The organism is Leucobacter sp. M11, assembly GCF_035726885.1.
Taxonomy (GTDB): Bacteria; Actinomycetota; Actinomycetes; order Actinomycetales; family Microbacteriaceae; genus JAPFRB01.
In genome coordinates, this window is the sequence record NZ_JAPFRB010000003.1 from 169,659 (window position 1) to 177,683 (window position 8,025).

8 protein-coding genes are annotated in these 8,025 nt (G+C 71.1%); 4 read left to right on the plus strand and 4 right to left on the minus strand.

The window, feature by feature from the left end; genetic code table 11:
* Window positions 1-14 precede the first annotated feature (14 nt).
* Window positions 15-512: a GNAT family N-acetyltransferase gene (locus OOT08_RS09060; RefSeq protein ID WP_325092321.1), complete on the plus strand. Its 498-nt coding sequence runs from the start codon at window positions 15-17 to the stop codon at window positions 510-512.
* On the opposite strand, the gene OOT08_RS09065 is transcribed toward OOT08_RS09060, so the two are convergent.
* A complete protein-coding gene (locus tag OOT08_RS09065) occupies window positions 502-1,110 on the minus strand; it encodes a LysE/ArgO family amino acid transporter (RefSeq protein WP_325092322.1) in 609 nt (202 codons plus the stop codon). The genes OOT08_RS09060 and OOT08_RS09065 overlap by 11 nt on opposite strands.
* Before the next feature lie 111 nt (window positions 1,111-1,221).
* Here OOT08_RS09065 and OOT08_RS09070 point away from each other — a divergent pair, with 111 nt between their 5' ends.
* A complete protein-coding gene (locus OOT08_RS09070) occupies window positions 1,222-2,115 on the plus strand; it encodes a LysR family transcriptional regulator ArgP (RefSeq protein ID WP_325092323.1) in 894 nt (297 codons plus the stop codon).
* A gap of 223 nt (window positions 2,116-2,338) precedes the next feature.
* Here OOT08_RS09070 and OOT08_RS09075 read toward each other — a convergent pair whose 3' ends face one another.
* Complete coding sequence (locus OOT08_RS09075; protein ID WP_325092324.1) at window positions 2,339-3,715, minus strand: Na+/H+ antiporter NhaC family protein; 1,377 nt, start codon at window positions 3,713-3,715, stop codon at window positions 2,339-2,341.
* Window positions 3,712-5,373 carry an amidohydrolase gene (locus OOT08_RS09080; protein WP_325092326.1) on the minus strand — a complete coding sequence of 554 codons (1,662 nt, stop codon included), beginning with the start codon at window positions 5,371-5,373 and terminating at the stop codon, window positions 3,712-3,714. The genes OOT08_RS09075 and OOT08_RS09080 overlap by 4 nt, the downstream gene beginning before the upstream one ends.
* 201 nt (window positions 5,374-5,574) lie before the next feature.
* Here OOT08_RS09080 and OOT08_RS09085 point away from each other — a divergent pair, with 201 nt between their 5' ends.
* Together OOT08_RS09085 and OOT08_RS09090 are read left to right on the plus strand one after the other, a co-directional pair.
* Window positions 5,575-6,339, plus strand: coding sequence for a TetR/AcrR family transcriptional regulator (locus tag OOT08_RS09085; RefSeq protein WP_325092328.1), 765 nt, complete (start codon window positions 5,575-5,577; stop codon window positions 6,337-6,339).
* Between the two features lie 89 nt (window positions 6,340-6,428).
* Window positions 6,429-7,004, plus strand: coding sequence for a nitroreductase family protein (locus OOT08_RS09090; protein ID WP_325092329.1), 576 nt, complete (start codon window positions 6,429-6,431; stop codon window positions 7,002-7,004).
* Window positions 7,005-7,051: 47 nt separating this feature from the next.
* Here the strand turns inward: OOT08_RS09090 and OOT08_RS09095 are convergent.
* Window positions 7,052-8,025 (minus strand): FAD-binding protein (locus OOT08_RS09095; protein WP_325092330.1); only part of this gene is annotated, 974 nt, incomplete at its 5' end.

The window sequence follows — 8,025 nt, forward strand, 5'->3', positions numbered from 1 at the left end:
TGTAGCGTCGAAGCATGATCGCGCCCTCCCCCGCCCCCCGAATCCGTGCCGCGACCCTCGACGACCTCGACGCCCGCACCTGGCACGGCATCGCGAAGCTTCGCCAGGACGTCTTCGTGGTCGAGCAGGACTGCCCCTACCCGGATTTGGACGAGCGGGACGGGGAACCCGGCTCGCTGCACCTGTGGCTGCCGGGCCCCGCGGCAGGCGAGGGCGGGCCAGGACCCGTCCTCGCCACGCTCCGTCTCCTGAGCGAGCGCGACGGCTCGGGGGCCGAGACGCGGCGGATCGGCCGAGTCGCCACCGCCGTGGAGCACCGCGGCCAGGGGCTCATGGCGGCGTTGCTCAGCGATGCCCTCGACCGCTGCGCGGGCCTGCCCGTTGTCATCGAGGCGCAGAGTTACCTGCGGGCCTGGTACGAGGGCTTTGGCTTCGCCGTGACGGGGCCCGAGTTCCTGGAGGATGGCATCCCGCACCTGCCCATGCTCCGGGCGGCCGCGCCTACCCCGTGAACGCGAGCCGGGCGGCGAGCGCGAACATAATCACGGCCACGCCGAGGTCGAGGAACTGCCAGGAGCGTGGGCTCGCGAAGAAGCGCCGGAGGTACCGCGCCCCGAAGCCGAGCGCGGTGAACCAGACGAGGCTCGCGAGCGCGGCCCCCGCGGCGAACCACCACTTGCCGGGCTCGCCCTGCGCTGTGCCGATGGACCCGAGCAGGAGCACCGTGTCGAGGTACACGTGCGGGTTGAGGAAGGTGATCGCGGCCCAGGCCCCGAGCACGGCCGCCAGCGATCGGCCGCCGCCCTCCCCCGCGGCGTCGAGGGCCTGCGGCGTCCGGGAGCGCCAGAGCGCCATGAGCCCGTAGCCGACGAGGAAGACGATCCCGGCCCAGCGCACGATGTCGAGCGCGAGCGGGGCCCGCTCGATGAGTACCCCGAGCCCGACGACGCCGAGCAGGATGAGCGCCGCGTCGGTCAGCGCGCTGAGCAGCACCAGCGGGAGCACGTGCTCCCCGCGGATGCCCTGCCGCAGCACAAAGGCGTTCTGCGCGCCAATGGCCGCGATGAGGGAGATGCTGCTGCCGAAGCCGACGAGGAGGGAAATGATCACCCTCCGACGCTAGAGGGTGATGGGGCGCTTCGGCGAATGAAGTCACCCTCAACATTCTGAAGCCGGTGAAGAATTTCTTCATTTGTTGACCCGATGGCATAGCCTGACCGAATGGACCTGCCCGTCGAGTACCTCAGCACCTTCGCCGCCATCGTGGACGAGGGCAGCTTCGAGGGGGCCGCGCGCCGGCTGCACGTGTCTCCGTCCGCCGTCAGCCAGCGCGTGCGGGCGATGGAGCAGCGCGTCGGCCTGGTGCTGCTTACCCGGAAGAAGCCCATCGCGGTCACCCCGGCGGGGGCGACCGTGCTCCGGGTGGCCCGGCAACTCGGACGGCTCGCCAACGACGCGGGCCGGGAGCTCGGCATCGACGGGGGTGCGCGCACCGTGGTGCCCCTCGCGGTGAACGCGGACGCGCTCGCGACCTGGCTCATGCCGCCGCTGGCCCGGGCCGCGGAGGAGCTCGGGATCTCCCTCGATCTGCGCCGGGCCGACGAGGCCGAGACCACGAGCCTGCTCCGGGACGGCTCCGTCATGGCCGCGCTGACCTCGGTGGCCGAGGCGGTGCCCGGCTGCACGGTGAGTCGGCTGGGCGCGGAGCGCTATCGCGCGCTCGCGAGCCCCGCCTTCGTGGCGCGCTGGTTTCCCACGGGCCTCGACGCGCGCGCCCTGGGCGCGGCCCCGCTGCTGGACTACGACCGCGCGGATACGTACCAGAGCCGCTTTCTGCGCGCGGCGACCCGCGTGCCGGTCTCCCCGCCGCGGCACACCGTGCCCTCCTCGACCGGCTTTGTCCGGGCGGCGGAGCTCGGCCTGGGCTGGGGGATGGTCCCGGAGGCGCAGGCGACCGCGGCCCTCGCCGCGGGGACCCTGGTGCCGTTGCCGGGCGGGCGGCCGATCGAGCTGCCCGTGTACTGGCAGCGCTGGGACCTGGACTCGCCGATCCTTGGCCGGTTGAGCGAGATCATCGCGGCCGCCGCCCGGGATCAGCTGCCCGCGCCCGCCTGACCCCGGGCAGCGCCCGGCACGGGCGCAGCGACGAGAACGGCCGGTGACCGCACGAGGCGACCACCGGCCGAAGAGAACACTGCCCGCACCGCATCGAGGGGGATGGGGGGATGACGACACGGTACGGGCAGCGGAACGAAGGACGGGCCGAAGCTCCGTCGAGCGGCGCACGAGACGCGTGCCGCAGTATGGGGGAGAAAAGCCAGCCCTGGCGCCCCCCGCGCTACTGCATGACGTATCCCATGATAACGTACAAAATCAGGCTCAGGGCACCGGCCACCCCCGCGTAGGGCAGAATCGCCGTCATCAAATTGACCGGCTTCACACCAACCGATTTTGATGCCAGGATCAGGCCATCTCCGTAGAGGCAGGTGGTCGAACCGAAGGCAGCTCCGGAGAACACGGCGGCCCCAGCGAGGATGGGGTCCACGCCCATCGCAATGGCCAGCGGAATCACGATCGGGGTGATCACGGCGGCCAGGTCCCAGAAGGACCCGGTCGCGTACGCGTAGACGCCGCAGACGAGGAACACGACCGCCGGAAGCAGCGCGCCGGTCATGAGCGGTGTCGTGGTGTCGATGACCCAGTCGGCAAGCTTCAGCTCGGTGTTGATGTGCTGGACCATGAAGGCGAGCACGGACAGCACCATCACGAAGGCCATGCTGGAGATGCCCTCGAAGGCCACGTCGAGGAGCTGCTTGAGCGTGACCAGGCGTTGGGCGACGGTCATCACGATCGCGACGACGAGCGCCGCGGCGGTGCCCTTGACGATGTCCACCTCGGTGAGGATCGTCACCGCGATGAGCGTGACGATCGGCACGAGGAAGTTAAAGGGCAGGGGGCGGCGGCCCGTGTCGACGCGGGCCGGGGCGAGCTCGAAGGCGCGCTCCTCGTCGGTGGTGTTGCGGGGCAGGGTGTCGCCGGTTTCCTCGGCGCGGATCCGGTCGCGCTTCAGCGTGCCCACGAGCGGCAGGAGGCCGAGGGCCATGAGCAGGCCCATCGCGAGGGCGATCCAGCCGAAGAAGACATAGGGGATGCCCGCGACGTAGGCGCCGAACCCGGAGCCGTTGACCGTGACCCCCTCGGCCTCGAGGAGGGCGCCAAAGAAGACGGCCCAGGTCGAGAACGGGATGATGACGGCGATCGGGGCGCTCGTCATCTTGATGATCGTCCCGAGCTGGGTGCGCGGCACCCGGTAGCGGTCCGTGACCGCCTTCATCGACGTGCCGACCGTCAGCGCGTTCAGGTAGTCGTCGATGAACAGCACGATCGTGAGCAGCCAGGTCAGCACGAGGGAGCGACGGCGACTCGTGACGAAGCGCTCGGTCCAGGCGGCGAAGTCGCTGACGGCCCCCGAGGCGTTGAACAGGGCGATCAGGATGCCAAACAGCGCGACGATGAGGACGAGCCACTGCAGGGTCTCGTTCGCCATCGAGGCACCAAAGGTGCCCACCCAGCTCCCGATGATGTCCCAGCCGCCCATCATCACGGCGCCGACGAGCGTGCCGATGAACAGGGCGAGCAGGGTGCGTCTCGTCAGGACGGCCGTCACGAGGACGGCGAGGATGGGGAGGAGCGCAAACGCGCCGAATTCGATCATGAGGCTTCTTCCTTGAGCCGGTGGGGGGTGTTCTCCAGTCGCTCACCATCGAGGTAGGTGGCGGTGACGGGGATGGAGATGAGCTCGTCGCCGGTGGCGCGGCTCGGGTCGCTGGCCCAGATCGCCAGATCGGCGCGGGCTCCGGGGGCGATGAGACCGAGGTCGTCGTCGCCCTGCGCGAGGGCGGCCGCACGGGTGTATCCCATGAGGGCCTGCTCGGGGGTGAGCCGTTCGTGGGGCTCGAAAACGGGGGCGTCCGGGTCGCCGGGCGTGCGGCGCAGCACGGCCCAGGCGAGCCCGAGGCGGGCATCGAGGTCGGCGACGGGCCAGTCGGAGCCGAGCGCGAGCGGCACCCGCGCGCCGACGATGGAACCCGCGGGCCAGGCCTTCGCCGCACGCTCGGGACCCAGCCGGGTCGCCCAGGCATCCGCGCCCTCGGGCAGCCGCCACTGCATGTGCAGCATCTGGAGGGAGGCGGTGATGCCGTGCTCGGCCATCCGGGCGAGATCCGGGTCGGCGAGGCACTCCACGTGCTCGATGCGGTGCGGGGGCCGCCCCGCGGCGGCGACGCCGGAGGCGAGATAGGCGGTGATCGTCTCGCCGATCGCGCGGTCGCCGATCGCGTGCGTGGCGATCTGGAAGCCGGCCGCGGTGTACCGGCGCACGGTCTCGCGGAACGCGTCGACGTCGCCCCAGAAGCTCGTGAGCCCCTCGCCCGCGGTGTCGGGCTCGTAGAGCCAGCCCGTGCCGTTGTCGATCACACCGTCGATGAACAGCTTGATGAGGCCGCCGCGCCACCGCTGGCCCGCGCGATCGCGCTGGGCGAGGATCGCCTCGTGCTCGGCCTCGGTCGTGCCGGGGTTGTGAATCATCGCGCTCTGCAGGCGAACGGGCAGCCCGCCGGGCCCGGCGTCGATCGCGTCGAGCAGGTCGAGGGAGTCGGGGCTGCCGTCCATGATGACCCCGCCGGTCACCCCGGACCGGCGCAGCCGCAGCAGGATTGCGCGCGCCTCGCGCGCAACCTCCTCCTGGCTCGGCTGCGGCTGGGCGTGGAGCACGAGGTTGAAAGCGCTCTCCTCGCGCAGCTCGCCGGTCGGGCGGCCCGCGGCGTCCACCACGATCTCGGAGGTGTCGGCGAAGGAACGGGCCCCGTCGATGCCCGCGATTCGGAGCGCTTCGGAGCTGGCGACGGCGGTGTGGACATCGAAGAAGAGGATGAGCGCGGGGAGCCCGGCAACGGCCGCGTCGATCGTCGCGGCGGCGTAGGGGCGGCCCTGGAAGGCCGCGTAGTCGAGGTTCCAGGCGCGGACCCAGCCGTCCCCCTGCCCGGCCCGCACGCGGGCGGCCTCGGCGCGCAGGCGCGACAGGAGCCCGTCGAGGGTGTTCACGCCGCCCAGGTCGACGCCGCGAACGATCTCGACGCCCTGGATCGGGTGCAGGTGCGCATCAATGAGGCCCGGGGTGACGGTCTGCCCGGCGGCGTCGTGCAGTTCGGTGTTGGGCCCCAGGTGCGCGGCGAGCACCGCGTCGGCCTCGCCGACGGCGAGGATGCGTCCCCCGGCGATCGCGATCGAGCGCGGGCCGTCCTGACGCGGGGAATCGTCCATCGTGAGCACGCGGCCACCGGAAATAATGACGTCTGCGGTCTGCGCGGACACGGGTCCTCCTCCTCGGGATCGGCTCCCGAGTGGGCAGCCCAGCCTGTAATTTACGTTGATTAAATATCTTTTGCAACGCGTGGGGCATAATTCTCCGATTCCGACAGGGTCGCGCCCGCGGAGGATCGCCGTGCGCCCGAGCTTCGCCCGGAAAACCGCCCCGCCCGCATGCCCTACAGTTACCTCGGAAGGAGATCCCCCATGACCCGAACTCCCCCGGACCAGCAGGACGCTGGCCAGCGCCGCGCGGGGCGCCCCGCCGTCGGCCTGCTCTCCCGCCAGCTCATCCTCGACGAGGCCTTTGCCCTCGCGGACGACGCGGGAGCCGCCGACACGGACTTCACCCTCGCCGCCCTCGCGAAGAAGCTCGGCGTGCAGGCCCCCGCGATCTACAACTACTTCCGCAACAAGGCGGAGCTCATCTCCGCGATGCGCGGGCAGCTCGCCCACCGCGTGGACTCCTCCGCCTTCGACGAGATTCCCTGGCACGAGGCGATCCTGCCCTGGGCCCGGAGCTACATCGAGTGCCTGGGCGGCCACCCCGGCACCATCGCGGCGCTCGCCACGCTGCCGGTCGACGAGGAGCCCGACTCGATCGCGAACTACGAGCGCATCGCCGCGAGCATGCGGCGCGGACGCGTCCCCGAGCACCGGATCGTCCCGGCGCTCATCGCGCTTGAGTCCTTCATCATCGGCTCCGCGCTCGACGCCCTGGCCCCCGAATCAAACCTGAGCCCCGGGAAAAACGCGGAGCTCGCGCCGGAACTGGACCGCGTGGAGCGACTCGCGCGCGCCTTCGCGAACGACGAGGGGCGCACCCTGACCAACGAGGTCTTCGAGTTCGGCCTGAGCGTCATGATCGCGGGCCTGCGCGGCCTGGTCGAGCCCGAAGCGCTCCCCGACGCCGTCCGCTCACCCCGGAGGCGCGCGACGGCTCCGAGAATCCAGCCGGGAAAGTCGATATAGTTGAAACTTCACGGAATGGATTTCGCCTCCGGCGCGTTTTCCCCTTCGTACCCACACCAGCTGTTGTCATCACCCTGAGGAGTTCCCCCGTGTCCGAGCGTCACGCCGTTACCAGCGCCCCCGTCATCGAGCCCGTCAAGACCCGGTGGAGCCCGCGAGCCTTCGACACCGAAACCGCCCTGCCCGCCGGGGCGCTCACCGGCGTGGTCGAGGCCGCCCGCTGGGCCGCCAGCGCGAACAACTCCCAGCCCTGGCGCTTCATCATCGCCCGCCGCGGCTCCGACAGCTTCCAGAAGCTGACCGCTGCCCTCGCGGGCTTCAATCAGATGTGGGCGGGCAGCGCCTCCGCGCTCATCGTCAACGTCGCCGAGGTCACCGACACGGACGGCAACCCCCAGCCCTGGGCCCAGTACGACCTCGGCCAGGCCGTCGCAAACCTCGTCCTGCAGGCACGGAGCGAGGGCCTGCACACCCACCAGATGGGCGGCTTCGACCGCGACGCCATCAGCGCGGCCTTCGGCCTGGAGGAGCGCCAGGTGCCCGTCTCGGTGACCGCCCTCGGCACGATCGGCTCCCCGGAACAGCTCCCGGAGCCCCTCCAGGAGCGCGAGGTCGCCCCCCGCGAGCGCCTGGGCCTCGACGACATCATTATCGTCAACGACTAACGCGGCCCCCGTCCCCGGCACGGCCGTGCCGGGGACGCCTCGTGCGCTCAGCCTGCGGCTGCGGCCCCCGCCCGTCGCCCGAAGAACGTCCCATCGCCGAGCGAGGTCCCGCTGATATAGCCGCCGCCGTGCATGCTCGACACCGCCCGGCCGGCCGCGAACAGCCCCGGGATCGGCTCCCCCGCGAGGTCGAGCACCGCCCCGTCCACCCGGGCGTTCAGCCCGCCCAGCGTGAAGATCTCCGCGGAGACCCCTCCGCGGCGCTTCCCGTACTCCGGCGGCGCGATCCCCTGGCTCACGTCCACGGCGGCAAAGGGGGAGCGAAGCGGTCGCAGCCAGCGCGCGGCCTTGTGGAAATAGGGGTCGGTGCCCTGCTCCGCCCAGCGGTTGTAGTCCGCCACCTGGTGCTGCAAGGCCCCCTCCGGCATCCCGAGTTCGGTTTCCAGCTCGGCGACCGTCTCCGTCACGAAGGCGGGCTCGGTCCCCCAACGGTCCAGCTCGGACACCTCCTCGAACGCCTCCTGATCGAGGATGATCCACACGCGCAAATTGTGCTGCATCAGCGCCCTGATGCCGATGAGCCCGGGATACACGTCCTCGTTGATGAACCGCCGCCCCAGTCGGTCCACCACCATGCCCCGCACCATCAGCTGAGGCACGGCAGCGATGCCGACCTGCCCCGACGCCATGTTCCGGACGGCCGCGCCGATCCGCTGAGCCATGAGGATGCCGCTGCCGTCATCGCCGCCGTCGGAGTTCACGCCGCAGTCGATCAGCCGGGGGGCGTGTTGCCGAAGCATCGGCGCGTTGTCCGCGAAGCCCCCGGTCGTGAGAATCACCCCGCTCCTTGCCCGGTATTCCACGCGCTCCTCGGCGTGCCGAGCGCGCACACCGAGCACCCGGCCCCCCGCGACCAGTAATTCCTGCGCGCGCGTGTCCGTGTGCACGGTGATCCCCCGCGCGGTCAGCGCCGCGGAGAGCCGCTCCATCAGGACCTTGCCCCCGAAGCCGTCCGAGGCCA